Here is a 26,938-nt window from a genome sequence, read left to right as displayed (position 1 = left end):
CCCCGGCCCGGAGGGCCGACCGCTTCCGACCCCGCCCGGAGGGCCGCCGCACCCTAGCCCGTGGGGCGGGGGGCGGGCACTCTGGGGGGAAGCGGTGGTGCGGGAAGGGGCGCGCGATGGAGGAGCTGCGGTTCGACGGTGGGCGGGTGTGCCTGGACCTGATCGCCACCCGCACCGGCCGCCCGGTCGTGGAGCGGCTCGATTCGCCCGACCGGCTCGCCGCGTGGCTGTACGGCACCGGCCTCGTACCGGCCGGCACCCCGGTATCGGCCGAGCCGCACTGGCTCACCGGCTTCCTCGACCTGCGGGCGCTGCTTGACGACGTCGTCACCGGCCAGCTGGCCGGCGCCGCTCCGGCGCCGGAGGCGGTGCGCCGGCTGAACGAGACCGCGCGGCCCGCGCCGCCGGCGCCCCGGGCCGTACCGGGCCCGGACGGCGCCCTGGTCAGGGGGCTGGCCGCGGCGCCGGAACCGCAGGGGCTGCTGGCCGCGGTGGCGCGGGACGCGGTGGAGATGCTGACCGACCCCGTCGCGAGGACCCAGCTGCGCCGCTGCGAGGGCGAGAACTGCACGCTGGTCTACCTGGACACCTCGCGCGGCCGCCGCAGGCGGTGGTGCAGCAGCGAGGTCTGCGGCAACCGCGAACGGGTGGCGCGGCACCGCCGCCGCAGCAGCTCGCCGGTCGCCAACCAGGCCCGCTGAACCCGCCGCCCGGTGGAACACATCGCTGCCCGCCGGTGGCGCCGGGTGTGCAGAAGCCCGCAGGTCGCGTACGGTTGCAGGCTGCCCCATGTGCGCGGTGGTCACCAGGTGAGCACGTGGGCCGCATGACGCACAACTGAAGGAAGAAGGGGGTCCTGCGTGGCCGCGCAGACCGCAAACGCTCCCCATGGGGTTGGCCAGGGCGAGGGCCGGGGGATGGTCAGGGAGCAGGAGATCGGCGCCGAGCAGGCGCATCTGGACCGGGTGTACCGCCGCCTTGAGGAGAAGATCGACGAGGCGGAGTTCCTGATGAACGACGCCGCGCAGCGCGGCCATGTGGGCACCCCGGGCGCGCTCGCCGAGCGGGACGCCCAGGTCTTCCGGGCCGGCATCCACCTCAACCGGCTGAACAGCGAGTTCGAGGACTTCCTGTTCGGCCGGATCGACCTGCTGCCCGGCAAGGACGGCGAGAAGGGCGCGGACGGCGCCTTCACCTCGCTGGAGCCGGCCGACGACGCAGTCGCCGCCGACAACACCGCGAAGATCGCCGAGACCCTGCACATCGGCCGGATCGGCGTCCTGGACACCGAGTACGCGCCGCTGGTGATCGACTGGCGGGCGCCGGCCGCCGCGCCGTTCTACCGCTCCACGCCCGTCGCCCCCGGCCGGGTGGTGCGCCGCCGGGTGATCAGGTCCAAGGGCCGCAAGGTGCTCGGCGTCGAGGACGACCTGCTGCGCCCGGAGCTCACCACCGGCCTGCCGGTGATCGGCGACGGCGCCCTGATGGCGGCGCTCGGTCAGGCCCGCAGCCACACCATGCGGGACATCGTCTCCAGCATCCAGGCGGAACAGGACCTGGTGATCCGCGCGCCCGCCGCCTCCGTCACCGAGGTGACCGGCGGCCCCGGCACCGGCAAGACCGCGGTCGCCCTGCACCGGGCGGCCTACCTGCTGTACCAGGACCGGCGCCGTTACGCCGGCGGCATCCTGTGCGTCAGCCCGACGCCGCTGCTGGTGGCGTACACCGAGGGCGTGCTGCCGTCGCTCGGCGAGGAGGGCCAGGTCGCGATCCGCGCCGTCGGCTCGCTGGTGGACGGGGTCAGCGCCGATCTGTACGACGAGCCGGCCGCCGCCCGGATCAAGGGCAGCCTGCGGATGACGAAGGTGCTGCGCAACGCGGCCCGCGGGGTGCTCGACCTGTCGACCGACCGCCCGCAGGGCCTGCGCCAGGTGGCGTTCGGCCGCCGGATCGAGCTGTCGGAGCAGGAGCTGTCCGCCGTACGGCACCAGGCGCTCGGCGGTACCGCGCCGGTCAACCTGCTGCGCCCGCGGGCCCGCAGGCTGCTGCTCGACGCGCTGTGGCGCAAGACCGGACGGCACTTCGACGACGCGGAGCTGGCCGCGGCCGAACGGCAGGGCTTCGACGAGGACATCTCCACCGAGCAGGACTTCCTCGACTTCTTCGACGCCTGGTGGCCGGTGCTCGAACCGAGAGTGGTGCTGGCCGCGCTGGCCGACGAGAAGCGGCTGGCCCGCTGGGCGCGCCGGGTGCTGACCCCGCCCGAGGTGCGCCGGGTGGCGCGCTCGCTGCGCCGGAGCGGCACGTCGGTGCACGACGTGGCGCTGCTGGACGAGCTGGACACGCTGCTGGGCTCGCCGCCGCGGGAGAAGAAGCGCGAGATCGACCCGATGGACCAGCTCACCGGCCTGGACGAGCTGATGCCGCAGCAGTCGGAGTCGCGCAGGGAGCGGGCCGAGCGGCTGGCCAGGGAGCGGACGGAGTACGCGCACGTCATCGTGGACGAGGCGCAGGACCTCACGCCGATGCAGTGGCGGATGGTCGGCCGCCGCGGGCGCACCGCGACCTGGACGATCGTCGGCGACCCGGCGCAGAGCTCCTGGACGGACGTGGAGGAGGCCGCCCGCGCCCGCGACGAGGCGCTGGGCACCCGGCCGCGCCGCCGCTTCACCCTCACCGTCAACTACCGCAACCCGGCGGAGATCGCCGAGGTCGCGGCGACCGTACTCAAGCTCGCCATGCCCGGCATGGAGTCGCCGCGCGCGGTGCGCTCCACCGGGGTGCTGCCCCGGTACGAGGTCGCGGGCGACGATCTGGCCGCCGACGTGCGGGCGTCCGCGGCGCGGCTGCTGGACGAGGTGGACGGCACGGTCGGCGTGGTGGTGGCGATGAACCGCCGCGCGCAGGCACGCGGCTGGCTCTCCGGGCTCGGCGACCGGGTGGTGGCGCTGGGCAGCCTGGAGGCGAAGGGCCTGGAGTACGACGCGACACTCGTGGTGGCGCCGGCGGAGATCGCGGAGGAGTCCCCTGCGGGGTTGCGCGTGTTGTACGTGGCCCTGACCCGGGCCACCCAGCGGCTCGTCGTCCTGGCGGGGGAGCGGGACCGGCCTGACGCGGCCGGGGTCCCCGATCTGCTCCGGGCGGACTGAGCGGTTCCGGTTCCCGGAGGGGTGGTTGCGGTCGTTCCCGGCCCGCGGGCCGGTGGGGGCTGGTCGCGCAGTTCCCCGCGCCCCTTCGGGGCTCGTCCTCGCGCCCACGCGGCGGCAGCCGCAAATGAGACACAGCCCCGCGCCCCTTCGGGGCTCGTCCTCGCGCCCACGCGGCGGCAGCCGCAAATGAGACACAGCCCCGCGCCCCTTCGGGGCTCGTCCTCGCGCCCACGCGGCGGCAGCCGCAAATGAGACACAGCCCCGCGCCCCTTCGGGGCTCGTCCTCGCGCCCACGCGGCGGCAGCCGCAAATGAGACACAGCCCCGCGCCCCTTCGGGGCTCGTCCTCGCGCCCACGCGGCGGCAGCCGCAAATGAGACACAGCCTCGCGCCCCTGACGGGGCGCCGGCTGCCGGCGCAAGAAGTAGGTGACACCGGCCCGCCATGCTCGCCTCGCGGCAAGTGGGCGCTCGAAGCGCCTAAGGTTGGGCCCGGGGGCTTGGATCGAGCCGGTGTCGTACTCAGGCTAACAAACGACTCCCGCAACCTCTTCCCACCCGGCGCAAAACTTCGTCCGGGATCGCTCGGCGCCCGTTCGGCCTTGCGCGGATACCGCATCGTGGAGATAGGTTTCCACTGACAGCATCCTGTCGCACCGCCCGCCGTTCACGCCTACCCACCGGTAGGTGCAACGATCGTCGGGCACACGGCACACGAGCAGGAACCGGAAGAAGGTCGTCATGGCAACGGCGCCAAGCGTCTCGTACTCGATCACGGTGCGGCTGGAGGTCCCGGCGAGCGGGACCGCGGTCAGCCAGCTCACCACCGCGGTGGAGTCCTCCGGAGGGTCGGTCACCGGCCTGGACGTCACCGCCTCCGGGCACGACACGCTGCGGATCGATGTCACCATCGCCGCCAGCTCCACCGGGCACGCCGACGAGATCGTCAGCAAGCTGCGCGGCATCGAGGGCGTCGAGATCGGCAAGGTCTCCGACCGTACGTTCCTGATGCACCTCGGCGGCAAGATCGAGATGCAGTCCAAGCACCCGATCCGCAACCGCGACGACCTGTCGATGATCTACACCCCCGGCGTCGCCCGGGTCTGCATGGCCATCGCCGCCAACCCCGAGGACGCCCGCCGGCTGACCATCAAGCGCAACTCGGTGGCCGTGGTCACCGACGGCTCCGCCGTGCTCGGCCTGGGCAACATCGGGCCGAAGGCCGCGCTGCCGGTGATGGAGGGCAAGGCCGCGCTGTTCAAGCGGTTCGCCGGCATCGACGCCTGGCCGCTGTGCCTGGACACCCAGGACACCGACGAGATCGTGGCGATCGTCAAGGCCATCGCCCCGGGCTTCGCCGGCATCAACCTGGAGGACATCTCCGCGCCGCGCTGCTTCGAGATCGAGGCCCGGCTGCGCGAGGCGCTGGACATCCCGGTCTTCCACGACGACCAGCACGGCACCGCCATCGTGGTGCTGGCCGCGCTGACCAACGCGCTGCGCTGCGTCGGCAAGGAGATCGGCTCGCTGCGGGTGGTGATGTCCGGCGCCGGCGCGGCCGGCACCGCGATCCTGAAGCTGCTGATCGCGGCCGGCGTCAAGCACGCCGTGGTGGCCGACATCCACGGCGTGGTGCACTGCGACCGGGACGACCTGGTGAACGCCCGCCCGGACTCCGCGCTGCGCTGGATCGCCGACAACACCAACCCCGAGGGCGTCACCGGCACCCTCAAGCAGGCGGTGGTCGGCGCCGACGTCTTCATCGGGGTCTCCGCGCCCAACGTGCTCGACGGCTCCGACGTGGCCGCGATGGCCGACGGCGCGATCGTCTTCGCGCTGGCCAACCCCGACCCCGAGGTGGACCCGGGAGTGGCCAGGGAGACCGCCGCGGTGGTCGCCACCGGCCGCAGCGACTTCCCCAACCAGATCAACAACGTGCTGGTCTTCCCCGGCGTCTTCCGCGGGCTGCTCGACGCCCAGTCCCGCACGGTGAACACCGAGATGATGCTGGCCGCGGCGCGGGCGCTGGCAAGCGTGGTCGGTGACGGCGAGCTGAACCCGAACTACATCATCCCCAGCGTCTTCAACGACAAGGTGGCCGGCGCGGTCGCCGACGCCGTGCGGGACGCGGCCAAGGCGTCCAGCGCCACGGTGCCCGCGGCGGACGAGCCCGCCACGGCGTACTGATAAGCGCAGAAACGGAATCCGAGCGTCGACGATGTGACAACAATCCGTCATCCTGGCGGTCGTCCAGCGGTTTTTATGCGACTCGCGCGGCCGGTGGATTGGCTTTCCCCCCATATATGGGGGCAGGATGCACACCTGGGCAGTGAGGCACACAGCAACAGCTTCGAGCTCGCGCCCCCATGGCTAGAAAGAACACGGGAGTACAGATATGAACCGCAGTGAGCTGGTGGCCGCGCTGGCCGACCGCGCCGAGGTGACCCGCAAGGACGCGGACGCCGTTCTGGCCGCGTTCGCTGAGACCGTCGGTGAGATCGTGGCCAAGGGCGACGAGAAGGTCACCATCCCCGGCTTCCTGACCTTCGAGCGCACCCACCGTGCCGCCCGTACCGCCCGCAACCCGCAGACCGGCGAGCCGATCAACATCCCGGCCGGCTTCAGCGTGAAGGTGTCCGCGGGTTCCAAGCTCAAGGAATCCGCCAAGGGCAAGTAGGTACACGGCACCTGACCGATGCCGAAGGGCGGCCTCCCCCGGGTGGGGGGAAGGCCGCCCTTCGGCGTTCCCGCTCAGTGGTTCCGCGGGCCCGTCAGGCCGGTACGGCGACCGGCTCGGGCAGTTCGATGTGCGCGCCGAGCGTCTCCAGCTTGGCCAGGAAGTTCTCGTAGCCGCGGTTGATCAGGTCGATGCCGTGCACCCGCGAGGTGCCCTGCGCGGCCAGCGCCGCGATCAGGTACGAGAAGCCGCCGCGCAGGTCGGGGATCACCAGGTCGCTGCCCTGCAGCTTGGTCGGCCCCGACACCACCGCCGAGTGCAGGAAGTTGCGCTGCCCGAACCGGCAGGCGGAGCCGCCCAGGCACTCCCGGTAGAGCTGGATGTGCGCACCCATCTGGTTGAGCGCGGAGGTGAAGCCGAGCCGCGACTCGTAGACCGTCTCGTGCACGATCGACAGCCCGGCCGCCTGGGTCAGCGCCACCACCAGCGGCTGCTGCCAGTCGGTCTGGAAGCCGGGGTGCACGTCGGTCTCCAGCGCGATGGCGTTCAGCGGGCCGCCGGGGTGCCAGAAGCGGATGCCCTCGTCGTCGATCTCGAAGGCGCCGCCGACCCGCCGGTAGGTGTTCAGGAAGGTCATCATGGACCGCTGCTGCGCGCCGCGCACGTAGATGTCGCCCTCGGTGGCCAGCGCCGCGCTCGCCCAGGAGGCCGCCTCCAGCCGGTCCGGAATGGCCCGGTGGGTATAACCGCCGAGCGAGTCCACGCCGGTGATCCTGATCGTGCGGTCGGTGTCCATGGAAATGATCGCGCCCATTTTCTGCAGGACGCAGATCAGGTCCTCGATCTCCGGCTCGACCGCCGCGTTGGACAGCTCGGTGACGCCCTCGGCGAGCACCGCGGTCAGCAGCACCTGCTCGGTGGAGCCCACCGACGGGTACGGCAGCCGGATCTTGCAGCCGCGCAGCCGGGTCGGCGCCTCCAGGTACTGGCCGTCGGCGCGCTTCTCGATGGTGGCGCCGAACCTGCGCAGCACGTCGAAGTGGAAGTCGATCGGCCGGCCGCCGATGTCGCAGCCGCCCAGGCCCGGGATGAAGGCGTGGCCGAGCCGGTGCAGCAGCGGGCCGCAGAACAGGATCGGGATCCGGGAGGACCCGGCGTGCGCGTCGATGTCGGCCACGTTGGCGCTCTCCACCCGCCGGGGGTCGAGCACCAGTTCGCCGGGCTCCTCGCCGTTCTCCACCGTCACACCGTGCAGCTGGAGCAGCCCCCGTACGACGCGGACGTCGCGGATCTCGGGGACGTTGCGAAGTCTGCTCGGTTCGCTGCCGAGCAGGGCGGCGACCATGGCCTTCGGTACGAGGTTCTTCGCACCGCGGACACGGATCTCGCCCACCAGGGGGGTTCCGCCATGAACAAGCAGTACATCGGCCATGTCGGTCATGGATCTCGCGATCATGTGAAGGGGGTGGGAACAAGAAGAACAAGAAGAAATGGTAATGCGCCTGCTGCCCGCTCCTTGCAGGCCGCACGGCCCCAACCGTGTCATGACTTCGCTACGGTTCCCGGACGGCGGCGGGCAAAGGTTCCTTGACCCTCCGCATCCCCGCGTTGTGCGGGATCATGTTGACCATGACCGAGGTGACCTCGCTCACCGGGCGGCTGCTCGTCGCCACCCCGAGGCTGGCGGACCCCAACTTCGACCGGGCCGTCGTGCTGCTGCTCGACCACGACTCCACCGGATCGCTCGGTGTGGTGCTGAACCGGCCCACCCCGGTCGGCGTCGGCGATGTGCTGGCCGCGTGGGCGGGGCTGGCCGGCGCGCCCCCGGTGCTCTTCCAGGGCGGCCCGGTCTCGCTGGACTCCGCGCTCGGCCTGGCCGTGCTGCCCGGCGACGTCCGCGAAGGGCAGGATCAGGACACTCTGGGCTGGCGGCGGGTGCACGGGGCGATCGGCCTGGTCGACCTGGAGGCGCCGCCGGAGCTGCTGGCGGCCGAGCTCGGATCGCTGCGGATCTTCGCCGGCTACTCCGGCTGGGGCCCCGGTCAGCTGGAGAAGGAGCTGCTCGACGGGGCCTGGTACGTGGTGGACTCCGAGCCCGGTGACGTGTCCGCGCCGGACCCGGACCAACTGTGGCGTTCGGTGCTGCGCAGGCAGCGGAATGAGCTGGCCATGGTGGCCACGTATCCCGACGATCCCTCTCTCAACTAGGCTTGACTGTTATGAGCACTCTTGAGCCCGAGCGCGGGGCGGGCACCGGCACTCTGGTCGAGCCGACTCCGCAGCTCTCCCATGGTGACGGTGACCACGAGCGCTACGCGCACTATGTCCAGAAGGACAAGATCATGGCGAGCGCGCTGGAAGGCACGCCCGTCGTCGCCCTGTGCGGCAAGGTCTGGGTCCCCGGACGCGATCCGAAGAAGTACCCGGTCTGTCCGATGTGCAAGGAGATCTACGAGGGCATGCCGCTCGGGGGCGGTGACAAGGACAAGTCGGGCAAGGGCGGGAAGAAGGACTGACCCGCCGGAGCACCGGGAGCAGGGGAGGACGTGGACGGCGGCGAAGGTGACGGCGGCGCGTTCGGCGCGGCAGACCTGCCCGACGACGACGCGAGCAGCGGCGAGCGGGTGCACGGCCTGGTCGCGCAGGGCCGCTTCACCGAGGCGCACGCCTTGGTGGGCGACGCCTTCGTGGAGCGCAACGGCAGCGCGGGCTACCTGCTGCGGGCCTGGATACTCGCGCAGGAGAAGCGCGGGGCCGAGGCGCGCGAGGCGGTGGACTGGGCGCTGGCGATCGCCGGACCGCTGGAGGCCGCCGACGTCTTCGTGCTCGCCGGGGTGGTCCTGCTGTCGCTCGACGAGGCCCATGCCGCGCTGACCGTGGCGCTGCGGGCCTCGGGCATCGACCCCGGCGGCTGGGAGCCCTCGGTGCTGCTGTCCGACGTCTACCGGCGGCTGGGCCGGGTACCCGACGCGGTGGTCGCCGCCCGGCGGGCCGTCGCGGTCGCCCCGCACGAGGCCGAGGCGCAGGTCGCCCTCGCCCGCTCGCTCTCGTCCGGACGCAGCCTGTTCGGCCGGGTCCCGCAGCGGCACCGGCCCGAGCACCAGGCCGCGGTCGAACGCGCACTGATGCTCGGCGCGGACCCCGGCCAGCTGGTCGGGGCCCGCGGCGGGGCGATGGCCGGCGGGTTCGTCCTCGCGCTTTTCTGGGGCATCCAGCTCTACCGGATGGAACGGGGCGGGCCCTGGCAGTTCGTCGCCGCCGGGGTCGCGCTGCTGGCCACGTTCGTCCTGATCGCCGTCGTGCTGACGGTCGGCAGCAGGCGCAGCGGCACCAGCGCCCGGGCCAGGCTGCGCGGAATCCGGGCCACCACCCGCACCGAGATGGCCGGCGACGACTGGCTGTGGCGGATCAGCGCGGCCCACGTCGGCGCCGCCCTGCCGGTGCCACCGCTGGTCACCACCGGTCTGGTGGCCGACCGGGCCTGGCGGGACGGCCCGTGGCCGCTGTGGGCCGTCGCGGCGATGACGGGCACGGGTGTGGCAGGCGAGCTCCTGCTGCTGGGCGGCGTGAGGTGGTGGTTCGGCCCCGAGTTCTCCCGCCGCGCCTTCGTCTACTCCTGGCAGGGCCGCTTCCAGCTGGTGGTCTCCTTCGCCCTCCTGGCCGCGACGACGGCCCTCGCGGCCCGTGGCGACGTCCCCCGCGCCACCTGGGCCGACCTGGCCTCGGCCCACCTGACCTGGGCGATCCTGGCCTGGATCGCGGCTCTCCTCTTCGCCCACCACGCCCAGACCCAGCGCGACCGGGCTCTGTAGTTTTTCGCGAGTACCGCACCCCGCCGGCGTAGCTGCGGGTCGTTCCCGGTCTGCGACCCGGCGGGGAACTGCGCCACCAGCCCCCACCGGGGGAAGCCCGGGGAAACGACGGGCGAATTGGTCTATGCCAATTGGGGGGAGCGGGGGCAGGATGGGGTCATGGATCTGATTCCCGCACCGCTTCAGGCCACGCCCCAGCCGGCCGCAGGCCACCTCACCCTTGAGAGGGGAACGCCTCTCATCGCCGCCCCGGGGACCGAAAGCGCCGCCCGCTGGCTGCGGGCGAGCGTCGGCGCCGCGACCGGGCTGACGCTCGGCGCCGGGGAACCCGCGCCGGGGGAAGCGGTCGTGCGGCTTGAACTGGACGGCGAGGTGGGCCGGGAGCTCGGCCCCGAGGGCTACCGCCTCACCGTCGCGGCCGACGGCGTGCGGATCCGCGCCGGAAGCCCGGCCGGCGCCTTCTGGGCCGCGCAGACCCTGCGTCAGCTCCTCGGCCCGGACGCCTTCCGCAAGGCCCCGCTGCGCGCGGACGCGCAGTGGACGCTGCCGCTGTGCGAGATCCAGGACACCCCCCGCTTCGGCTGGCGCGGCCTGATGCTGGACGTGGCCCGGCACTTCATGCCCAAGGACGGCGTCCTGCGCTACCTGGACCTGATGGCCGCTCACAAGCTCAACGTGCTGCACCTGCACCTCACCGACGACCAGGGCTGGCGCGTCGAGATCAAGCGCTACCCCAGGCTGACCGAGGTCGGCGCCTGGCGCACCCGCACCAAGGTCGGCCTGCGCGAATCCACCCTCTGGGACGAGCGCCCGCACGGCGGTTACTACACGCAGGACGACCTGCGCGAGATCGTCGCGTACGCCGCCGAGCGGCACATCACCGTCGTACCGGAGATCGACATCCCGGGCCACTCGCAGGCGGCCATCGCCGCGTACCCCGAGCTCGGCAACACCGACATCGTCGACACCGGCAACCTCTCGGTGCTGACCAGTTGGGGCGTGAACCCCAACGTCCTGTCCCCGGCCGACAGCACCCTGCGCTTCTACGAGAACGTCCTCACCGAACTCCTCGACCTCTTCCCCGCCGACTTCGTCCACATCGGCGGTGACGAGTGCCCCAAGGAGCAGTGGCGCCAGTCCTCCGCCGCGCAGGCCCGGATCAAGGAACTCGGCCTGGCCGACGAGGACGAGCTGCAGAGCTGGTTCGTCCGGCACTTCGACCGCTGGCTCGCCGACCGCGGCCGCCGGCTGATCGGCTGGGACGAGATCCTTGAGGGCGGCCTCGCGGAGGGCGCCGCCGTCTCGTCCTGGCAGGGCTACGCGGGCGGGATCGCCGCCGCCAAGGCCGGGCACGACGTGGTGATGTGCCCGCAGACCCATGTCTACCTGGACTGGCGGCAGTCGGAGGGCGCCGAGGAGCCCGTCCCGATCGCGCACGCCCGCACCCTGGAGGACGTGTTCCGCTTCGAACCCGTTCCACCGCAGCTGTCGCAGGACGAGGCCCGGCATGTGATCGGCACTCAGGCCAACGTGTGGACCGAGGCGATGGACTCCGCGCGGGTGGTGGACTACATGGCCTTCCCGCGGCTGGCCGCCTTCGCCGAGGTCGCCTGGTCCCGGCTGCCCGCGCCCGCCGAGCGGGACTGGCCCGGCTTCGAGGAGCGGATGCGGGCGCACTACGCGCGCCTTGACGCCCTCGGCGTGGAGTACCGGCCGGCCGGCGGCCCGCTGCCCTGGCAGCGCCGCCCCGGCGTGACCGGGCGCCCGATGGCGGGACCGCCCCCGATCGTGTGACTGATTCCGCAACTTGCGCCCCTGGCGCCCGCGGAACTGGCACCGTAGGTGTCCTGCCGTCCCAACACCCCTGAAAGACGGCAAATCCGGCACAGCATACATTTGGGCCGGAGCTGGAACGATCATGGCCGTGGCGGGCGGATCGGTACTTCGCGGACCCTCGCGTCGACCACCGCCGAACATGTGCCAGAGTTGCCACGTCCGGGCTGTCAGCACGTACGGTACGGCTACCGCGTGGCGGAGGAAGGCCGGGAAGGGGCAGCGGCGTGAGCACATACGCAGAGCAGGCGGCGGGGAATGTCACGCTGCCGTCCTCGCTCGACGAGGCGGTGGCGGCGCTCGCCGCCATGCCCAGCGCCGTGCCGGTCGCGGGCGGCACCGACCTGATGACCGCCGTCAACTCCGGGCAGCTGCGCCCGGCCGCCCTCGTCGGCCTCGGCCGGATCAGCGAGATCCGCGGCTGGCAGTATGCCGACGGCGCCGCCCTGCTCGGCGCGGGCCTCACCCACGCCCGGATGGGCCGCCCCGACTTCGCCGCCCTGATCCCCGCACTGGCCGCCGCCGCCCGCTCCGCCGGGCCGCCGCAGATCCGCAACGCGGGCACGCTCGGCGGCAACATCGTGACGGCCGCGCCGACCGGCGACTCGCTGCCGGTGCTGGCCGCCCTCGAAGCCAGCGTGATCCTGGCCGGGCCGGAGGGCGACCGCGAGCTGCCGGTCAGCCATCTGCTCACCGGCATGGACCCGCTGCGACCGGGCGAGCTGCTGGCCTTCGTCCGGATCCCGCTGCTGCACGCACCGCAGACCTTCCTCAAGGCCACCGGACGCACCGGCCCCGGCCGCGCGGTGGCCTCGGTGGCGCTGGTGGTCGACCCGGCCAGGCGCCAGGTGCGCTGCTCGGTCGGTGCCGTCGCCCCGGTCCCGCTGCGCCCGCTGGAGGCCGAGATGTGGGTGGCCGGGCTGATCGACTGGGACGGCGAACGCACCCTGGCCGCCGAGGCGTGCACCGCCTTCGGCGAGTACGTGGCCGCCGCCTGCATCCCCGACCAGCCCGGGGTGGACCTGCCGCCGGCCGCCCTCCAGCTGCGCCGTACGGTGGCCGCACTGTCCCGTCGAGCGCTCGGGAGGGCACTGGCATGACCGACCAGCCGCAGCCGCAGCCGGGCGGCCCCGGCAACTCCGGGTCGTGGCAGCCCGTACCGGGCGGCGGGGACTACGACCCCGACCAGACCATGCACGTCTCCTTCGCCGCGCAGCTGCCGCCCGAGCCCAAGCCCGGAGAGGACCCGCTGTCCGCGCACGGCCCGGCCGGCGGCGAGCGGGACGCGGCCACCCAGTGGTCGATCCCGGTGATAAGGGACGAGAGCGACGCGGATTCCGGCGAGTTCTCCACCGGCACGTACACCTCGCCGTGGGACCAGGCACCCTCTCCCGCGCCCACCCAGTCGTTCCCGCCCGGCATGTTCGGGCAGGGCGCGGCGGCCGCGCAGGCCGCCGCCCGTGAGGCGCAGGAGGTGCAGGCGCAGGCGTTCGCGCGGGCCCGCGCCGCCGCCGAGGCGCAGGCGCGGGCCGACGCGGCCGCCCGCGCGGCGGATCTGAGCGCGGCCGGCCCCGCCGCCGAGCCGGCCGGACGCTGGGCCACCCCGCTCGGCGACCAGGACATCGGCGGCGGCCTGCCCGGCGGCCAGGGCGGGCCCTGGATGCCGGTCGACGCCGCCTGGTCCGGGGTGGTGGACGATCCGGAGAGCGCCGACGCGCCAGGGCCTGACGCGCACCGCTCGGGCCCCGGCGGCGGCGTCGAGGCCCACCTGCCGGGCGCTGCTTACGAGGACGCGCCCGGCGAGTCCGCGGCGACACCGGCGTACGAGCAGCCGGCCGGTGAGCCGGAGGCGTCCGAGCGCGGCTCCGACGGCATCGAGGCGGGCGCCGAGGCCACCGACTACCTGGCCGGCTTCGCCCCGTTCGACGCCTTCGCGGGGCCGGGCGCCGAGCAGCCCGCGACCGACCCCGGCACCGCCGCGGACCCGGAGTCCGCGACCGACCCCGGCACCGTTCCGGAGACCGCGTCGGAGCATGACGCCGAAACCGCCGCCGACCCCGAGCCGGAAGCCGAGCCCGAGCCCGTCGAGGAGACCCGCAGCGAACACCCGCTGGCCTCCTACCTGCTGCGGGTCAACGGCGCCGACCGCCCCGTCACCGACGCCTGGCTCGGCGAGTCGCTGCTGTACGTGCTGCGCGAGCGGCTCGGCCTGGCCGGCGCCAAGGACGGCTGCGAGCAGGGCGAGTGCGGCGCCTGCTCGGTGCAGGTCGACGGCCGCCTGGTGGCGTCCTGCCTGGTGCCCGCGGCCACCGCGGCGGGCAGCGACGTCCGCACCGTGGAGGGCCTGTCGGCCGACGGCCGTCCCTCCGACGTACAGCGCGCGCTGGCCGACTGCGGCGCCGTGCAGTGCGGCTTCTGCATCCCGGGCCTGGCGATGACCGTGCACGACCTGCTGGAGGGCAACCACAAGCCCACCGACCTGGAGACCCGGCAGGCGCTGAGCGGCAACCTGTGCCGCTGCTCCGGCTACCGCGGGGTGCTGGACGCCGTGCGCCAGGTCGTCGCGGGCCGCGAGTCCGACGCCGGGACCGACCAGTCCACCGACGACCCCGCCCGCGTCCCGCACCAGGGCGCCGCCCCGCACGCCGGCCCGCAGCAGAGCGTTCCGCACCAGGGCGGACCGGTCATCGACCCGCCGACGGGAGGCGCCGCATGACCGGCATCATCGACGGCCCCGGCCCCGTCGCGGACACCCTGGCCGGAGCGCCGTCCCCGCACGGCATCGGCGTGTCGGTGCCGTCGCCCGACGCGCTCGCCAAGACCCAGGGCACCTACCCGTACGCCGCCGACCTGTGGGCCGAGGGCCTGCTGTGGGCGGCGGTGCTGCGCTCGCCGCACCCGCACGCCCGGATCACCAGGATCGACACCAGCGAGGCCGACGCGATGCCCGGAGTGCGGGCCGTGGTCACCCACGAGGACGTGCCGGGCGACGCCATGCACGGCCGCCGGGTCGCCGACCGGCCGGTCTTCGCCAAGGACATGGTCAGGCACCACGGCGAGCCGATCGCCGCGGTCGCCGCCGACCACCCCGACACCGCCCGGCTGGCCGCCGCCGCGATCCTCGTCGAGTACGAGGTGCTCGAACCGGTCACCGACCCGGAGAAGGCGTTCGCCGCCGAGCCGCTGCACCCCGACGGCAACCTGATCCGGCACATCCCGCTGCGCTTCGGCGACCCCGAGGCGGTCGGCGAGGTCGTGGTCGAGGGCCTGTACCGGGTCGGCCGCCAGGACCCGGCCCCGATCGGCGCCGAGGCCGGCCTCGCCGTGCCGCGCCCCGACGGCGGCGTGGAGATCTACGTGGCCTCCACCGATCCGCACGCCGACCGCGACATCGCCGCGGCCTGCTTCGGCCTGGAACCCGACCGGGTCAAGGTCGTCGTCACCGGCGTGCCCGGCGCGATGGGCGACCGTGAGGATTCCGGCGTCCAACTGCCGCTCGGGCTGCTGGCGTTGAAGACCGGCTGCCCGGTGAAGTTCGTCGCCACCCGCGAGGAGTCCTTCCTCGGCCACGCCCACCGGCACCCGACCGTGCTGCGCTACCGGCACCATGCCGACGCCGACGGCCGGCTGGTCAAGGTCGAGGCGCAGATCCTGCTCGACGCGGGCGCCTACGCCGACGCCTCCTCCGACGCGCTGGCCGCCGCGGTGGCCTTCGCGTCCGGCCCCTACGTGGTGCCGCACGTCTTCGTCGAGGGCTGGGCGGTGCGCACCAACAACCCGCCGTCCGGCCACGTACGCGGCGAGGGCGCGCTCCAGGTCTGCACCGCCTACGAGGGCCAGATGGACAAGCTGGCCGCCAAACTCGGCCTGGAACCGGCCGAGATCCGGATGCGGAACGTGCTGGCCACCGGCGACCTGCTGCCCACCGGCCAGACCGTCACCTGCCCGGCGCCGGTCGGCGAGCTGCTCAAAGCCGTCCGGGACGCCGACCTGCCGCCGCTGCCCGACGGCGAGGACGAGTCGCAGTGGCTGCTGCCCGGCGGCACCGCGGGCGCCGGCGAGCCCGGCGCGGTGCGCCGCGGGGTCGGCTACGCGCTCGGCATGGTGCACGTCCTGGGCGCCGAGGGCACCGACGAGGTGTCCACGGCGACGGTCCGGGTGCACGACGGGCGCGCCACCGTCATCTGCGCGGCCGTCGAGACCGGCCAGGGTTTCACGGTGCTGGCCCGGCAGATCGTGCAGGAAGTGCTCGGCATCGAGGACGTCGGGGTGCTGCCCGCCGACACCGACCAGCCGCCGGCCGGCCCCGCCGCGCGCAGCCGGCACACCTGGGTGTCCGGCGGGGCGGTGGAGCGGGCCGCGAAGATGGTCCGCACGCAGCTGCTCCAGCCGCTCGCGGCGAAGTTCGGCATGTCGGTGGAGCTGCTGACGATCGCGGACGGCAAGATCACCTCGTACGACGGGGTGCTCTCCACGACGGTCGCCGAGACGCTGGACGGCAAGGAGCTGTGGGCGACGGCGCAGTGCCGCCCGCACCCCACCGACCGGCTCGACGACACCGGCCAGGGCGACGCGTTCGTGGGCCTGACCTTCTGCGCGGTCCGCGCGGTGGTCGACGTGGACATCGAGCTCGGCGCCGTACGGGTGGTGGAGCTCGCGGTGGCCCAGGACGTCGGCCGGGTGCTCAACCCCCGCCAGCTGGCGGCCCGGATCGAGGCGGGCGTCACGCAGGGCGTGGGCCTGGCGCTGATGGAGGATCTGCGCGCTCCGCGCGGGGTGGTGAAGCGGCCGAGCCTGACCGGCTATCCGCTGCCGACCGCGCTGGACGCCCCGGAGGTCCGGATCGTGCGCCTGGTCGAGGAGCGTGATGTGGTGGCGCCCTTCGGCGCGAAGGCGGTCAGCGCGGTCCCGGTGGTGACGGCACCGGCGGCGGTGGCGGCGGCGGTGCGGGCGGCGACCGGGCGCCCGGTGAACCGGCTGCCGATCCGGCCGCAGGCGGCGATCGTGAAGCCCTCGGCCTGACGGCGTCTCCGGCACGTGTCCGCGGCGTCGGAAGAGCGTGCCGGGCCTGGACGTTGCCTGACGTATGAAGATCGGTGAGGCGTCCAGGGCCAGCGGCGTGAGTGCGCGGTCGCTGCGGTACTACGAGGACGAGGGCCTGATCGTCCCCGGCCGCTTGGACAACGGGTTCCGCGACTACTGCCGGTCCACCGTCGACCGGGTGCTCGTCGTGCGCTCGCTGCTCGAGTCCGGGCTGCCCGTGCGTTTGATCAGGGAGCTCATGCCGGGGCCAACCGGCGAATCCGGTGGTGGTGCCGGTGGTGGTGCCGGTATGGGCACCGGGGCGGACGCGGTGTGCGCGGAGTTCCTGCGCGAGGTGCGGAGCTACCGGGACCGGCTCGCCGCCCGTATCGCCGTCCTCAGCGACCGGCAGGCCGCACTCGACGCCTACCTCCGCGAGGCCGGGAGCACCACCGGCCGCTGACCGCCGCTTGCTCTTCACACAAGTGTCAGAGTCCTACGGTGCGCGCATGGAGACCGACGAGCAGGGGCAGAGCACCGGCCAGCAGCGGCACGCCGACGAGCAGACGATACGAGCGCTGGTCCAGACGTCGCACCGGGGACCGTCCGACCTCACCCTGGTCGAGGATCGGCGCCGCCCCGCCGCCGGGCCCGGCGAGTACCTGGTCCGGGTGGGCGCGGCCGGCGTCAACTTCGCCGACGTGATGCAGGCGCACGGCACTTACGGCGGGGGCCCGCAGCCGCCCTATGTGGCCGGCTTCGAAGCCGCCGGCGAGATCGTGGGGGTCGGCCCGGGCGTCGGGAGCCCGCTGCCGCCGGGCACCCGCGTCATCGGATCGGGCCCGGGCGCGTTCGCCCAGTACATGACGATGCCGGCCGCGGGTGTGGTCCCCGTGCCGCCCGGCTGGAGCGACGCCCAGGCGCTGGGCCTGGTGCTGAACTGGGCCACCGCCCTGGCGGCGCTCAAACCGCTGGGTGAGGTCGAGGCCGGTGACGTGGTGCTCGTCCATGCGGCGGCCGGCGGCGTGGGACAGGCCGCCGTCCGGCTGGCGCGCCACTACGGTGCACGGGTGATCGGCACCGCGTCACCGGCCAAGCACGACACCGTCAGAGCGCTCGGCGTCGAAGCGGTGCTGGACGGCGCCCGCCCCGATCTGGCGGCGGAGATCACCCGGCTGTCCGGGGGCGGCGTCGATCTGGTCCTGGAGTCGGTGGGGCGGGCCACCTTCGCGGCCAGCCTGTCGGTCACCCGTCCGTTCACCGGACGCGTCGTCGTGCTCGGTGCCGCCTCGGGCGAGGCCACCGTGTCCACGCACGACCTGGTCTTCGTCCACCCGGTGCAGATCAAGGGCCTGCACATCGGCGCGCTCGCGGCGGCGGCACCGGCGCTGCACCGGTCGCTGCTGGCCGAGTTGGAGGCGCTCATCGCGGAGGGCGTGTACCCGCCGGGCACTCCCTCGGTCCACCCCCTGTCCGAGGGCCCGGCGGTGCTGCGCCGGCTCCAGGCCGGCCGGACCAGCGGCAAGTACGCGCTCGATCCCTGGAGCGAGTAGCCGTCTTCGGCCTGTTGCGCTCGCTTTGTACATAAGGCCGCAAGCGGCTTGCGCTTCTTCGTCCCAAAAATCTTGCCAAATGTCACCTGACGTCAGACCGCAGCCTTGACTTACGCCTAGAGCCAGCTAAACATGTGTGCTGCGCTACGAGAGGACGCCGTTGTTCTGCTGCACGTTGAGCACAACTCCGGTGATCCTGACCGCGCCCGACGATGAGCGCGGCCGCGATCCGGCTCAACGCCACGGGCGAACCGGCACCATCACATTTCCGGAGGCATTGTGCTGGTCATACCCCCCACACTCCGCACACTCCGACGCAGAACGCGGTTCCTGCTCGCGTTCCTGCTCACAGTGGCGATCGCCCTGCCGATCTTCGGCTCCACGGCGCCCCCCGCCGCCGCGGCCACCTCGGGGCCCTGCGACATCTACGCGTCCGGTGGCACGCCGTGTGAGGCGGCGTACAGCACCACCCGGGCGATGTTCTCCTCGTACAACGGCCCGCTCTACCAGATCCAGCGCGCCTCGGACAGCCAGACCCTGAACGTCGGACTCTCGTCCGCCGGCGGTCTGGTCTCCGCGGCGCAGCAGGTCTCGTTCTGCTCGGGCACGACGTGCACCATCACCCAGCTGTACGACCAGACGCCGAACGCCAACAACATGCCCATCTCGCCCGGCAGTTCCTGCGCCGGCTGCTCGGGCAGCCTGTCGGGCCCCGGGCCGAACGGGTCTGACATCGGCGCGAACGCGATGGCGCTGCCGATCACCGTCGGCGGCCAGTCCGCCTACGGCATCCTGGTCAACAACATCGGCACCGGGTACCGCAACAACGCGGCCAAGAACGTGCCCACCGGCTCGCAGCCCGAGGGCATCTACATGCTGACGTCGTCGAAGCTGGTCAGCAACAGCTGCTGCTTCGACTTCGGCTCGGCCGAGACCGACGACTCCGACGACGGCAACGCGACCATGAACGCGATCTACTGGGGCTCCGCGTGCTGGACCGGCGGCTGCACCGGCTCCGGCCCCTGGGTCGGCGGCGACCTCGAGAACGGCATGTACTTCAGCGCGGCGGGCCCCAACCCGTCGAACATCCCCAGCGAGACCGGTTCGTTCGTGTCCGCCTGGGAGAAGAACAACGGCACGACGAACTTCACGCTGAAGTACGGCAACGGGCAGTCCGGCGGGCTGAACCAGGCGTACTCCGGGGCGCTGCCGCCCGGGTACAACCCGATGAAGGTGCAGCCCTCCATCGAGTTGGGCACCGGCGGCGACAACAGCCCGATGGGCACCGGTGAGTTCTTCGAGGGCGCCGTCACCAAGGGCTTCCCGAGCGACGCGACCGAGAACGCCGTGCAGGCCAACATCACGGCGGCCGGCTACTCGAACAACAACACCACGTTCCCGGCGCCCACCCAGTCCGAGATCAGCCTCAAGTCGCACGCCAACGGCAAGTACGTCGACGCGCCGAACAACACCACCTCGCTCATCGCGGACGCCACCTCGGCCGGCACGAACGAGACCTTCACGATGGTCGCCAACAACAACAACACCATCTTCCTGAAGGCCCGTTCGGACAACCAGTGGGTCACCGCCGAGAACAAGGGCAACGACCCCCTGATCGCCAACCGCGGCGGCCCCGGCCCCTGGGAGACCTTCTACCTCCTCCACAACCCCGACGGCAGCGTCAGCCTCCGCGCCTACAACAACCAGCACCTGGTGACGGCGGAGAACGCCGGCGCCTCCTCCCTGATCGCCAACCGCACAGCGGTGGGCCCCTGGGAGGAGTTCGACCTCATCACCCACTGAGCCCGCTGCGCTCGGCACAACGACGAACAGGGCGCCTGCCCCTGCCCCGGAGGGGGAGGGACAGGCGCCCTTCGCGCGCGGCGCGAGCGGAGGCGCAGGGGCGCGGGGCTGTTGTTGTTTTGCGGCTCCGCCGCGTGGGCGCGATGTGCCCGGCGTCACCAGGGGCGCGGGGAACTGCGCGGCCAGCCACGACGGCGCCGCAGTCGGGTACGGGCACTGACCGAGGCGGCGGGGTGCCGTCAGCCCTTGCGGAGCCCCTCCGCCATCACCCGCACCGCCTCCAGAGCCTGCTGCTGCAACCCCCCACCGAACGTCACCCGCCCCGCCCCCATCACCCCGAGCTCCCGCGGCGACACCCCGCCGGGACGGCACAAAGCGTTGACGGGGACGCCCACCCCCTCCGCGATCGTCGCGAGCTGCGTCGCCGGCGCCATGATCGGGTAGACGCAATCCGCGCCCGCCGCAACGTACAGGCGGCCGCGGGCGATCGCCGCGCCCGGCGTGCGGTCCGTACCCCGCAGGTACGTGTCGACCCGCGCGTTGATCACCAGCGCGCTGCCCGCCACCGCCCGCACCTCCGCGAGGTAATCCGCCTGCGCCTGGGGGTCCTTGAGCCCCGAGCCCCCCGGCTCGGAGTCCTCCAGGTTGCACCCGGCGGCGCCCACCGTCAGCAACCGCTCCACCAACTCCACGGCGGAAAGCCCGTATCCGGCCTCGACGTCCGCGGACACCGGCACGTCCACCGCCCGGACGATCCGCCCGATCGCCGCGAACATCGCCGCTGCCGGCGTGCCCTCGCCGTCGGGGTAGCCGAGCGACGCCGAGACCCCCGCGCTCGGCGTCGCAAGTGCGGGGAAGCCCGCCTCCTCGAAGGCGCGGGCGCTGGCCGCGTCCCAGGGGCCCGGCAGCACCAGCGGGTCGTCCGCGGCCCGCCCGTGGTGCAGCGCCCGCAGGACGTCGGAGGGCTGCTCGCCGTGATTCGCGCGTTGCTTCATGCCGCTGACGTTACGGCCTGGCGGCCCGCCGCACCTGTACCACTCGGCAGCGGAAATCCTGGGCCAATCACGGCCGGCCGGCCACCCGCTCCCGTTCGGCCTCCGGCGTGAAGCCGCACCTCAGCGGCGGTTCGCCGCGGGAACGGTCCCAGGCCAGCACGTCGGCCGCGGTCACCGCGAGCGGCGTCGCGGGCATCCCCGCCGCCCGCGCCCGCGCCGAACTGCGCTGCTGGCTCGCCCAGTCGGGGCGCAGCAGCGGGAAGAACGGCCCCGGCAGGTCGTCGGCCGGCACCCGTACGAGCTCGACCTCGGTACCCGCCGCGACCGCGCACGTCTCGATCAGGCCGCCGAGCGTGACCGGTTCGGCCGGCCCTACCGCGTGGAACGCGCCGCCGCGCCTGTCGGCGACCAGCCGCACCACCAGCCGGGCCAGGTCCCGCGAGTCGACGACCTGCACCGGCTGCGCCGGGTCCGCGGGCACCGCCACCCGCCCGCCGCGCGCGGCCCGCCGCACCCAGTACGTGAACGTGTCGGACGGGTCGTGCGGCCCGGCGACCTTGCCCGGCCGCACCACTGTGGCGCGCGACCCGTACCGCGCGGTGACGTCGTCCTCGCAGGCGGCCTTCAGCGGGCCGTACGTGGCCTCCGTCAACTCCTCGGTGTCGCGCACCGGTTGGCGCCGCGGGGTGTCCTCGTCCGAGCCGGGTCCGACGCCTTCGCGGGCGTACACGGCGTGGCTGGAGACGAACAGGTACCGCCCGACCCGGTCGCCGAGCACGTCCATCGCCTGGCCGACGTGCCGCGGCACGTACCCGCTGACGTCCACGACCGCGTCCCACTCGCCGCCGTGTTCCGGCCCGAGGCTCGCGTAGTCGCCGGTGTCGCGGTCGCCGGTCCGCCGCTCCACGCCGGGGAACAGCTCGGGCCCGGTCCTGCCGCGGCCGAAGAGCGTCACCTCCGCGCCGCCGTCGAGGGCGTCCGCGACGATGGCGCGGCCGACGAAGGAGGTGCCGCCGAGTACCAGGATGCGCATGGGAGGTGACGCTACCAACTCGCCGTGCCCGCCGGCCGCGGCTCGGTCCGCGCCCCGCGGGGTAATGGGGTGGCGCGCGCGGGGCCGATCGGCAGACTGGTGCCCATGACCGCACCTGATCCCAAGGACGACCTCCGCCGCTACCTCCAGTACGCCCGCGACGCGCTGCTCTGGAAGCTCGACGGCCTCTCGGAGTACGACGTCCGCCGCCCGCTGACGCCGACCGGCACCAACCTGCTGGGCCTGGTCAAGCACGCCTCCGGCGCCGAACTCGGCTACCTGGGCGACACGTTCGGCCGCCCGTCCGGTGAACTCCCGCAGTGGATGGGCGAGGAGACCGAGCCCAACGCCGACATGTGGGCCACCGCGCAGGAGACGCGCGAGTACATCGTCCAGCGGTACCGCAACGCCTGGGCGCACTCGGCGGCGACGCTCGACGCGCTGCCGCTGGACGCCGTCGGCCGGGTCCCGTGGTGGCCGGCCGGCCGGGACGAGGTGACGCTGCACCACGCCGTCGTACGGGTGATCGCCGACACCCACCGGCACGCGGGCCACGCCGACATCCTCCGCGAACTCCTCGACGGCACCGTGGGGATGAACGAGGGCAACGTCGGCGTGCCGGACGGTGACGCGGCCTGGTGGGAGGACTACCGCGAGCGCCTGGAGCGGGCGGCGAAGGCGGCCGAGGCGGCGTCCGCGTCGGACTGACGGCCCAACGTCCTCTGTTTCAGTCCTTGTTGACCGACTCCGGCACCACCTTGATGCCGGGCACGGGGGACAGCAGCAGCCAAAGGCTCCCCAGCGGACCGCAGATGCCCGCGGTGAGCAGCGTCGGCCGCATGCCGACCCCCGCCGCCAGCCACCCGCCGACCAGCGCGCCGATCGGCCGGCAGCCGTAGTTGATCGCGCTGTAGGCGCCCGATATCCGGCTGCGCAGGCTGTCGGGCGTCACCGCGGCGCGCAGCGAGTTGTTGCCGATGTCGAAGAACATCACGCCGAGCCCGGACAGGAACTCCATCGCCCCCAGCAGCAGCGCGCTCCGCCACCGGGCGCCGCCGGCCGCCGCCAGCAGGATCAGCGGGCTCGGATAGAGCGCGGCGCCCAGCATGATCGTCCGCCCCAGTCCGATGACGGCGACGGCCCGGCGCGCCACGACCGCGCCCACCAGCCCGCCGACCGCGCCCGCCCCGAGCGACAGGCCGATCGTGCCCGCCGACAGGCCCAGCGTGCGGCTGGCGAACAGGATGATGATCGCCTGCGCCGCGTACATGAAGAAGTTCATCGTGGTGGAGCAGGCGAGGCTGGCGCGCAGGATCGCGTGCCGGAAGATGTAGCGGGCGCCGGTGGCCATCCTGGTCCGCAACGGGAGATGGGCGTCCGACGCCGGCGGTATCTCCGTCGCCCTGATCCGTCCGATCATGCCCGCCGAGAACAGGAACGAGACCGCGTCCGCCACCACCGCGACCGGCGCCGTGACCGCCTGGATCAACGCGCCGCCGACCGCGGGCCCGACGACGAAGGACGCCGAACGGGTCGTGTTCAGCTTGCTGTTGGCGGCCACGTAGCCGGACCGCGGGATCAGCGTCACGAAGAACGTCGGGTACGTGACGTCGAAGACGGTCTGCCCGACGCCGGTCACCGCGCCGACGACGTACAACTGCGTGAGCCCGAGCCCGTCCACCCCGTACGCGACCGGCAGGCTCAACAGCGCGGCGGCGCGCAGCACATCGGCCCCGACGAGCAGCAGCCGCTTGTGCACGCGGGAGTCCACCCAGGCGCCGACGACCGGCGCGATGGTGTTCGGCAGCCAGATCAGCGCGGTCAGCAGCGCGGTCTGCCGCGCCCCGGCGTGCAGCACGGTCACCGCGATGAGCGGCAGCGCCAACTCGCTGATCCGGTCGCCGAATTCGGAGACGCTCTGCCCCAGCCAGAACACCCGGAACCAGCCCCCGGCCCGCGGCGCCTGCTCCGCCGCGGCCACGTCCCTCACCCCTTGCGGCTGCTCCACGGCACGCTCCGATCGGCCGCGTCGCAGCCTCACCACTGCGCTTTGACGCAAACGAACGAACACAAACGTTCGCCTTCACCGCCCCACTGGTGGCGGGGGGATCGCCGGGCCCGCCACGCCGGCGCCCGCGCAGGACGAGCAGCCGGCGACCGTGCCGCCCGGGGGCGTCCGCGTACGCTGGGAGCGCGATGATCCTCCCCGCGATCCGCGACCCCCGCTTCATCACCCTCCGCCGCAGCGGCACCGACCCCGACCACCGGCTCCTGGCCCTGCGGACCGCGTGCCGCTCTTCGAGTCGGCCCGACCGTCGGACCCGCGCCCCCGGGAAGCCATCGCGCAGATCCGGGCGTGGACGCGCGGCGAGACCAGGATGTCGCACCCGGGCGGCGGGGTGAGGCCGCCGCCGGCCGAGCCGAGTGCCGCTGGCAGCGCGAGCAGCTCCAGGACGCGATCCGGGAACTCGTGCTGGACGACCAGCGGTTGCGGAACGAGATCTGCTGGTCGGTCTTCGAGGCGTGAGGGCCGTGACGGCCGCGGGGCCCGTTCCGGACTGGCTAGCGCGCCACGCGGTAACGGAGGTAGACGACCTTCGAGCTGCTGAAGGTGCGGGTCTCGACGGGTTCGAGATCCACCCGGCGCTCGTGCTGCGGAAAGAACGGGATGCCGCCCCCGACCAGCACCGGGTACACCCGGGCCCGGTACTCGTCGATCAGCCCCGCCGCGGCCACCTGTGCGGCGAGCCCGGCGCCGCCGATGGCGATGTCCCCTTCCCCCGGCTCGGCCCGCAACCGCTCGATCTCCTCCGCCACCCCACCGGACGCCAGCCGGGCATTGCCCTCGACCGCCGACAGCGTGCCGGAGAACACCACCTTGGGCAGCCGCCTCCAGAGCGAGGCGAACTCAACCGTCGAAAACCCGATCCCCGGACTCTGCTCGACGGTCTCCCAATACAGCATCGCCTCATAAAGCCGCCGCCCCAACAGATGCACCCCGGCCCCCCGAACCTCGTCAGTGGCGAGCCGAAAGACCTCCTCCTCAGGCGGCGACCAGTTGAAATCCCCGTCCGCCCCGACGATGTAGCCATCGAGCGAGACGCTCATCGAATAGGTCACGCGGCGCATCACATGTCCTCCCGTCGGTGACAGTTTCGCCAGTAGGACTGCCGAACGTCTCAGGACTCATCGGCCGGACGGCCGCCAGTTCCGCGACCCGGGGATCGCGCAGCTCGCGGACGAGCGAGCGGGGCCCGCCGCGCTTTCTGCTGTGCTGATCGCCTGCCGGACAGACCGCTTCATGAAAGCCCGGCGCTAGGAAACGGCGTCGCCTCCGAGCTGCCACATTTCGTAGTTCCCGCAGTCCGCCGTGATCGCGGCCGCCGACTGGGCCGCGGTGAAGAAGTCGTCGACCACCGGCGAGGTGGACGATGACGCCACCGCGAGGCACACCTGGTCGGGGGCCAGCTCAGGGATGGGCACGTAGATGACGTCCGGGTGTGAGTGGAACACGGTCGCCGAGCGGGCCAGGAACGAGATGCCCCGGCCGGCCGCGACGTGTTCGAGGGTCTCGTCCACCCCGCGTGCCAGGTAGCCGGCGTCGGGGTGCGGGCGCCGGGTGGGCTGCGTGCTCGGGGCGGCGGGCCAGACCAGCGGTTCGCCGGCCAGGTCGGCCTCGGTGACCTCTTCCTTGCCGGCCAACCGGTGGGCGGCGGGCAGCACCGCCACCCGCGGTTCGGTGTACAGCGGGGTGACGCGCAGGCCGGCCTCGTCGATGGGCAGCCGCACGTAGCCGACGTCGATGCGGCCGTCGAGCAGCATCGGGGCCTGGTCGTCCCATTCGATCCGCTGCACGTCCACGACCACGTCCGGGTGCCGGGCCTCGAACGCCCGGACCGCCGGGGTGACCGGGATGCCGGCCCGGAAGCCGACCACGATCCTGCGGCTGCCCCGCGCGGCCACGGTCACCCGGCGGCGGATCGCGTGCGTGGAGGCCAGCAACGGACCGGCGTCGGCGTGCAGTTGCCGGCCCGCGTCGGTCAGCGCGACCCCGTGCCGGTCCCTGGTGAACAGCGACGCGCCGAGGTCCTTTTCGAGCGCGCGGATCTGCCGGCTCAGCACCGGCTGCGCGATATGCAGCTCATCGGCGGCACGGCCGAAGTGCAACCGGTCGGCGACGGCGACGAAGTAACGGAGTTTGCGCAGGTCCAGATCCATGGCGCCTCCCGGCCTGGTGATGCTTCCACGGTATCACCACGGCTAAAAGAGGTCTTGGACACTCGGCTCGGGCCACTGGCACCCTTAACAAGTAACCAATAGGGGCGGAGTGAATTCGGTAGAGGAATTCACCACCGCGGACTTTATAACAGGACGCGGGTCCGCCCCATTCAGCCTCAGAAAGCAGGCGCACTCATGAGCAGCATCAGCATTATCGGCCTGGGGAACATGGCCGGCGCCCTGGCCAAGCGGGCGCTCGCCGGTGGCAACGCCGTCGAGATCATCGGCCGCGACCCGGCCAGGGCCAAGGAATTCGCCGCCGCGCTCGGCGGTGCCACTGCCGGGACGCCCGGCGCCGCCCCGGCCGGGGACATCGTCATCCTCGCCGTGCCGTACGCCGGCGCGGCGGCGGTGGTGAGCGAATACGGGGACGCCTTGGACGGCAAGGTCATCATCGACATCACCAACCCCGTCGCCCCGGATTTCAAGAGCTTCGTCACCCCCGACGGCACTTCCGGCGCGCAGGAGATCGCGAAGGCCGCGCCCACCGGTGCGCACGTCGTCAAGGCGTTCAACACCCTGTTCTCCCACGTCCTGGCGGCCGGCCCGGCCGAGGGGCGGCAATTGGACGTGTTCATCGCCGGCGACGACGCGCAGGCAAAGGCACACGTGTCGGCGTTCATCGAGAGCCTGGGGCTGCGCCCGCTCGACACCGGGGAGTTGCCGATGGCGCGGGCGCTGGAGAACCTCGCCCTGCTGCAACTCGGCCTCGTCGCGCACTCCGTGAAGCACACCGACTTCTATCTCCGTGTCAGCACTGTGAGTTGAGCGCACTCCGCAACGCC

At 73.0% G+C, this 26,938-nt stretch carries 23 protein-coding genes and 1 pseudogene; 18 read left to right on the top strand and 6 right to left on the bottom strand.

Features of this window, described 5'->3' with window-relative positions:
* Positions 1 to 116: 116 nt before the first annotated feature.
* The 4 genes from ACQPW6_RS12710 (at position 117) to ACQPW6_RS12695 (ending at position 5,824) form a co-directional block, all read left to right on the top strand.
* Entirely contained in the window at positions 117 to 701 is a 585-nt protein-coding gene (locus tag ACQPW6_RS12710) for a CGNR zinc finger domain-containing protein (RefSeq protein ID WP_433889697.1), read from the top strand.
* Positions 702 to 917: 216 nt separating this feature from the next.
* Positions 918 to 3,149, top strand: a complete 2,232-nt coding sequence (locus ACQPW6_RS12705; protein ID WP_433889696.1) for a HelD family protein — start codon at positions 918 to 920, stop codon at positions 3,147 to 3,149.
* Positions 3,150 to 3,888: 739 nt separating this feature from the next.
* Positions 3,889 to 5,334, top strand: coding sequence for an NAD-dependent malic enzyme (locus ACQPW6_RS12700; RefSeq protein ID WP_433889695.1), 1,446 nt, complete (start codon positions 3,889 to 3,891; stop codon positions 5,332 to 5,334).
* A gap of 208 nt (positions 5,335 to 5,542) precedes the next feature.
* Positions 5,543 to 5,824, top strand: coding sequence for an HU family DNA-binding protein (locus ACQPW6_RS12695; protein ID WP_433889694.1), 282 nt, complete (start codon positions 5,543 to 5,545; stop codon positions 5,822 to 5,824).
* Between the two features lie 94 nt (positions 5,825 to 5,918).
* Here ACQPW6_RS12695 and murA read toward each other — a convergent pair whose 3' ends face one another.
* Entirely contained in the window at positions 5,919 to 7,265 is a 1,347-nt protein-coding gene (gene murA, locus ACQPW6_RS12690; RefSeq protein WP_433889693.1) for a UDP-N-acetylglucosamine 1-carboxyvinyltransferase, read from the bottom strand.
* Between the two features lie 188 nt (positions 7,266 to 7,453).
* On the opposite strand from murA, the gene ACQPW6_RS12685 reads away from it, so the two are divergent.
* The 10 genes from ACQPW6_RS12685 to ACQPW6_RS12640 all read left to right on the top strand — a co-directional run bounded on the left by ACQPW6_RS12685 (position 7,454) and on the right by ACQPW6_RS12640 (position 19,847).
* Positions 7,454 to 8,032 carry a YqgE/AlgH family protein gene (locus ACQPW6_RS12685; protein WP_433889692.1) on the top strand — a complete coding sequence of 193 codons (579 nt, stop codon included), beginning with the start codon at positions 7,454 to 7,456 and terminating at the stop codon, positions 8,030 to 8,032.
* A gap of 11 nt (positions 8,033 to 8,043) precedes the next feature.
* Positions 8,044 to 8,340: a DUF3039 domain-containing protein gene (locus tag ACQPW6_RS12680; protein WP_433889691.1), complete on the top strand. Its 297-nt coding sequence runs from the start codon at positions 8,044 to 8,046 to the stop codon at positions 8,338 to 8,340.
* Positions 8,341 to 8,370: 30 nt separating this feature from the next.
* Positions 8,371 to 9,636: a hypothetical protein gene (locus ACQPW6_RS12675; protein WP_433889690.1), complete on the top strand. Its 1,266-nt coding sequence runs from the start codon at positions 8,371 to 8,373 to the stop codon at positions 9,634 to 9,636.
* 159 nt (positions 9,637 to 9,795) lie between these two features.
* Positions 9,796 to 11,430, top strand: coding sequence for a beta-N-acetylhexosaminidase (locus tag ACQPW6_RS12670; RefSeq protein WP_433889689.1), 1,635 nt, complete (start codon positions 9,796 to 9,798; stop codon positions 11,428 to 11,430).
* Between the two features lie 266 nt (positions 11,431 to 11,696).
* Positions 11,697 to 12,569, top strand: a complete 873-nt coding sequence (locus ACQPW6_RS12665) for an FAD binding domain-containing protein (RefSeq protein WP_433889688.1) — start codon at positions 11,697 to 11,699, stop codon at positions 12,567 to 12,569.
* Entirely contained in the window at positions 12,566 to 14,185 is a 1,620-nt protein-coding gene (locus tag ACQPW6_RS12660) for a 2Fe-2S iron-sulfur cluster-binding protein (RefSeq protein WP_433889687.1), read from the top strand. Before ACQPW6_RS12665 ends, ACQPW6_RS12660 begins: the two co-directional genes overlap by 4 nt.
* The gene (locus tag ACQPW6_RS12655; protein ID WP_433889686.1) at positions 14,182 to 16,491 is read left to right on the top strand and encodes a xanthine dehydrogenase family protein molybdopterin-binding subunit; all 2,310 of its coding nucleotides are present in this window, start codon (positions 14,182 to 14,184) and stop codon (positions 16,489 to 16,491) included. Before ACQPW6_RS12660 ends, ACQPW6_RS12655 begins: the two co-directional genes overlap by 4 nt.
* Before the next feature lie 64 nt (positions 16,492 to 16,555).
* Positions 16,556 to 16,954 carry a MerR family transcriptional regulator gene (locus tag ACQPW6_RS12650; protein ID WP_433889685.1) on the top strand — a complete coding sequence of 133 codons (399 nt, stop codon included), beginning with the start codon at positions 16,556 to 16,558 and terminating at the stop codon, positions 16,952 to 16,954.
* 46 nt (positions 16,955 to 17,000) lie between these two features.
* Positions 17,001 to 18,044 (top strand): NADPH:quinone oxidoreductase family protein, encoded by a 1,044-nt coding sequence (locus ACQPW6_RS12645; RefSeq protein ID WP_433889684.1) that lies wholly within the window; start codon positions 17,001 to 17,003, stop codon positions 18,042 to 18,044.
* A 279-nt stretch (positions 18,045 to 18,323) separates the two neighbouring features.
* A complete protein-coding gene (locus ACQPW6_RS12640) occupies positions 18,324 to 19,847 on the top strand; it encodes an arabinofuranosidase catalytic domain-containing protein (protein WP_433889683.1) in 1,524 nt (507 codons plus the stop codon).
* Positions 19,848 to 20,086: 239 nt separating this feature from the next.
* On the opposite strand, the gene ACQPW6_RS12635 is transcribed toward ACQPW6_RS12640, so the two are convergent.
* Both ACQPW6_RS12635 and ACQPW6_RS12630 read right to left on the bottom strand, forming a co-directional pair.
* Positions 20,087 to 20,842, bottom strand: coding sequence for an isocitrate lyase/PEP mutase family protein (locus ACQPW6_RS12635; RefSeq protein WP_433889682.1), 756 nt, complete (start codon positions 20,840 to 20,842; stop codon positions 20,087 to 20,089).
* Between the two features lie 67 nt (positions 20,843 to 20,909).
* Complete coding sequence (locus ACQPW6_RS12630) at positions 20,910 to 21,875, bottom strand: NAD-dependent epimerase/dehydratase family protein (RefSeq protein ID WP_433889681.1); 966 nt, start codon at positions 21,873 to 21,875, stop codon at positions 20,910 to 20,912.
* A 105-nt stretch (positions 21,876 to 21,980) separates the two neighbouring features.
* Here ACQPW6_RS12630 and ACQPW6_RS12625 point away from each other — a divergent pair, with 105 nt between their 5' ends.
* Positions 21,981 to 22,583 (top strand): DinB family protein, encoded by a 603-nt coding sequence (locus ACQPW6_RS12625; RefSeq protein WP_433889680.1) that lies wholly within the window; start codon positions 21,981 to 21,983, stop codon positions 22,581 to 22,583.
* 19 nt (positions 22,584 to 22,602) lie between these two features.
* Here the strand turns inward: ACQPW6_RS12625 and ACQPW6_RS12620 are convergent, their stop codons facing one another.
* A complete protein-coding gene (locus tag ACQPW6_RS12620) occupies positions 22,603 to 23,883 on the bottom strand; it encodes an MFS transporter (protein ID WP_433889679.1) in 1,281 nt (426 codons plus the stop codon).
* A 151-nt stretch (positions 23,884 to 24,034) separates the two neighbouring features.
* On the opposite strand from ACQPW6_RS12620, the pseudogene ACQPW6_RS12615 reads away from it, so the two are divergent.
* A pseudogene (locus ACQPW6_RS12615) lies at positions 24,035 to 24,214 on the top strand (hypothetical protein); the annotation flags it as partial.
* Positions 24,215 to 24,231: 17 nt separating this feature from the next.
* Entirely contained in the window at positions 24,232 to 24,402 is a 171-nt protein-coding gene (locus ACQPW6_RS12610; protein ID WP_433894801.1) for a hypothetical protein, read from the top strand.
* 35 nt (positions 24,403 to 24,437) lie between these two features.
* On the opposite strand, the gene ACQPW6_RS12605 is transcribed toward ACQPW6_RS12610, so the two are convergent.
* Positions 24,438 to 25,004, bottom strand: a complete 567-nt coding sequence (locus tag ACQPW6_RS12605) for a dihydrofolate reductase family protein (RefSeq protein ID WP_433889678.1) — start codon at positions 25,002 to 25,004, stop codon at positions 24,438 to 24,440.
* 186 nt (positions 25,005 to 25,190) lie between these two features.
* Positions 25,191 to 26,093, bottom strand: coding sequence for a LysR family transcriptional regulator (locus tag ACQPW6_RS12600; RefSeq protein ID WP_433889677.1), 903 nt, complete (start codon positions 26,091 to 26,093; stop codon positions 25,191 to 25,193).
* Positions 26,094 to 26,288: 195 nt separating this feature from the next.
* Between ACQPW6_RS12600 and ACQPW6_RS12595 the strand changes: the two genes are divergently transcribed.
* Complete coding sequence (locus tag ACQPW6_RS12595; RefSeq protein WP_433889676.1) at positions 26,289 to 26,921, top strand: NADPH-dependent F420 reductase; 633 nt, start codon at positions 26,289 to 26,291, stop codon at positions 26,919 to 26,921.
* The last annotated feature ends 17 nt before the right edge of the window (positions 26,922 to 26,938 follow it).

This window comes from Streptomyces sp. CA-111067, from assembly GCF_050956065.1.
In the GTDB taxonomy this organism is placed as follows: domain Bacteria; phylum Actinomycetota; class Actinomycetes; order Streptomycetales; family Streptomycetaceae; genus Actinacidiphila.
The sequence above is the reverse complement of the archived record's forward strand: the minus strand, read 5'-3'. Positions and strand labels throughout refer to the sequence as shown.

Coding starts and splice junctions, on each gene's coding strand:
- ACQPW6_RS12710 (WP_433889697.1), top strand. CDS start 117: ATGGAGGAGCTGCGGTTCGACGGTGGGCGGGTGTGCCTGGACCTGATC.
- ACQPW6_RS12705 (WP_433889696.1), top strand. CDS start 918: ATGGTCAGGGAGCAGGAGATCGGCGCCGAGCAGGCGCATCTGGACCGG.
- ACQPW6_RS12700 (WP_433889695.1), top strand. CDS start 3,889: ATGGCAACGGCGCCAAGCGTCTCGTACTCGATCACGGTGCGGCTGGAG.
- ACQPW6_RS12695 (WP_433889694.1), top strand. CDS start 5,543: ATGAACCGCAGTGAGCTGGTGGCCGCGCTGGCCGACCGCGCCGAGGTG.
- murA (WP_433889693.1), bottom strand. CDS start 7,265: ATGACCGACATGGCCGATGTACTGCTTGTTCATGGCGGAACCCCCCTG.
- ACQPW6_RS12685 (WP_433889692.1), top strand. CDS start 7,454: ATGACCGAGGTGACCTCGCTCACCGGGCGGCTGCTCGTCGCCACCCCG.
- ACQPW6_RS12680 (WP_433889691.1), top strand. CDS start 8,044: ATGAGCACTCTTGAGCCCGAGCGCGGGGCGGGCACCGGCACTCTGGTC.
- ACQPW6_RS12670 (WP_433889689.1), top strand. CDS start 9,796: ATGGATCTGATTCCCGCACCGCTTCAGGCCACGCCCCAGCCGGCCGCA.
- ACQPW6_RS12660 (WP_433889687.1), top strand. CDS start 12,566: ATGACCGACCAGCCGCAGCCGCAGCCGGGCGGCCCCGGCAACTCCGGG.
- ACQPW6_RS12655 (WP_433889686.1), top strand. CDS start 14,182: ATGACCGGCATCATCGACGGCCCCGGCCCCGTCGCGGACACCCTGGCC.
- ACQPW6_RS12650 (WP_433889685.1), top strand. CDS start 16,556: ATGAAGATCGGTGAGGCGTCCAGGGCCAGCGGCGTGAGTGCGCGGTCG.
- ACQPW6_RS12645 (WP_433889684.1), top strand. CDS start 17,001: ATGGAGACCGACGAGCAGGGGCAGAGCACCGGCCAGCAGCGGCACGCC.
- ACQPW6_RS12635 (WP_433889682.1), bottom strand. CDS start 20,842: ATGAAGCAACGCGCGAATCACGGCGAGCAGCCCTCCGACGTCCTGCGG.
- ACQPW6_RS12630 (WP_433889681.1), bottom strand. CDS start 21,875: ATGCGCATCCTGGTACTCGGCGGCACCTCCTTCGTCGGCCGCGCCATC.
- ACQPW6_RS12625 (WP_433889680.1), top strand. CDS start 21,981: ATGACCGCACCTGATCCCAAGGACGACCTCCGCCGCTACCTCCAGTAC.
- ACQPW6_RS12605 (WP_433889678.1), bottom strand. CDS start 25,004: ATGCGCCGCGTGACCTATTCGATGAGCGTCTCGCTCGATGGCTACATC.
- ACQPW6_RS12600 (WP_433889677.1), bottom strand. CDS start 26,093: ATGGATCTGGACCTGCGCAAACTCCGTTACTTCGTCGCCGTCGCCGAC.
- ACQPW6_RS12595 (WP_433889676.1), top strand. CDS start 26,289: ATGAGCAGCATCAGCATTATCGGCCTGGGGAACATGGCCGGCGCCCTG.